Origin of the sequence: Wolbachia endosymbiont of Drosophila bocki, assembly GCF_028982005.1 — a bacterium.
Taxonomy (GTDB): Bacteria; Pseudomonadota; Alphaproteobacteria; order Rickettsiales; family Anaplasmataceae; genus Wolbachia; species Wolbachia pipientis.
Genome location: NZ_JAPQLG010000034.1, coordinates 1 through 1,693 on the forward strand (window position 1 = coordinate 1; position 1,693 = coordinate 1,693).

The window sequence follows — 1,693 nt, forward strand, 5'->3', positions numbered from 1 at the left end:
AAATACTCAGTAGTTCTACAATCTCTTTATCGTCATCAGCAACTAAAATTTTCATCTCTTTTATTTCCTCCATTACTATAGTAGAATTCTTCTCTTACATTCTATCAAAAAAAGCAGAAAATTGACAAAAACTAGGAGATATTACGTGAAATTTAGAATATGTTACTAAAAATTAAGAATTGAAGCAAAAAGGACTCTTTTTCGACCCAAAAACGAACAATAAACAACAAAAGTAATAAAACAATCGGTAACGAAAAAAAGTTTAAAAAAAATGCAAATTTTAGTTGACCAAAGCTCGGAAACTTGGTATATTATATCTTGTCGCAAGGCACGGATGAAACATGCCGAGTGATGAAAATAGAATAACATTTCAAGTTTCAAAAAAACTTGAAAAATCAGGAAGAAAGTTGTTGACAAATAACAAACAACCTGATAAACTAATGAAGTTGTCGCGAAACATTCGATAACATCAAGCAGAAAAAACTTTGAAACTTTTTTAAAAAAAGTGTTGACATCAAATCGAAGATTTGATATGATATAAAAGTTGCTGCGAGGTAACAACGTAGACCTTTGAAAACTGAACAAAGTAAGACGAACCAAATGTGTAGGTTGTTTTTACAACGGTAAAAACAAACAACAATTTTTAACAAGCGAAGCAATATGCTAGCAAACAAATGAGCTTAACAATCGCAAGATTGTGTTCAACTTTTATTATGAGAGTTTGATCCTGGCTCAGGACGAACGCTGGCGGCGTGCCTAATACATGCAAGTCGAACGCTTCTTTCCTGCCGAGTGCTTGCACTCACTTGGAAAGAGGAGTGGCGGACGGGTGAGTAACACGTGGGTAACCTGCCCATCAGAGGGGGATAACACTTGGAAACAGGTGCTAATACCGCATAATAGTCGACACCGCATGGTGTTGATTTGAAAGACGCTTTCGGGTGTCACTGATGGATGGACCCGCGGTGCATTAGCTAGTTGGTGAGGTAACGGCTCACCAAGGCCATGATGCATAGCCGACCTGAGAGGGTGATCGGCCACACTGGGACTGAGACACGGCCCAGACTCCTACGGGAGGCAGCAGTAGGGAATCTTCGGCAATGGACGAAAGTCTGACCGAGCAACGCCGCGTGAGTGAAGAAGGTTTTCGGATCGTAAAACTCTGTTGTTAGAGAAGAACAAGTAGGAGAGTAACTGCTCTTGCCTTGACGGTATCTAACCAGAAAGCCACGGCTAACTACGTGCCAGCAGCCGCGGTAATACGTAGGTGGCAAGCGTTGTCCGGATTTATTGGGCGTAAAGCGAGCGCAGGCGGTTTCTTAAGTCTGATGTGAAAGCCCCCGGCTCAACCGGGGAGGGTCATTGGAAACTGGGAGACTTGAGTGCAGAAGAGGAGAGTGGAATTCCATGTGTAGCGGTGAAATGCGTAGATATATGGAGGAACACCAGTGGCGAAGGCGACTCTCTGGTCTGTAACTGACGCTGAGGCTCGAAAGCGTGGGGAGCAAACAGGATTAGATACCCTGGTAGTCCACGCCGTAAACGATGAGTGCTAAGTGTTGGAGGGTTTCCGCCCTTCAGTGCTGCAGCAAACGCATTAAGCACTCCGCCTGGGGAGTACGACCGCAAGGTTGAAACTCAAAGGAATTGACGGGGGCCCGCACAAGCGGTGGAGCATGTGGTTTAATTCGAA

The 1,693-nt window shown here is 43.8% G+C and carries 1 rRNA gene; it reads left to right on the plus strand.

What is annotated here, in order from left to right:
• Positions 1-709: 709 nt before the first annotated feature.
• A 16S ribosomal RNA gene (locus OZD61_RS00625) occupies positions 710-1,693 on the plus strand; the annotation flags it as partial.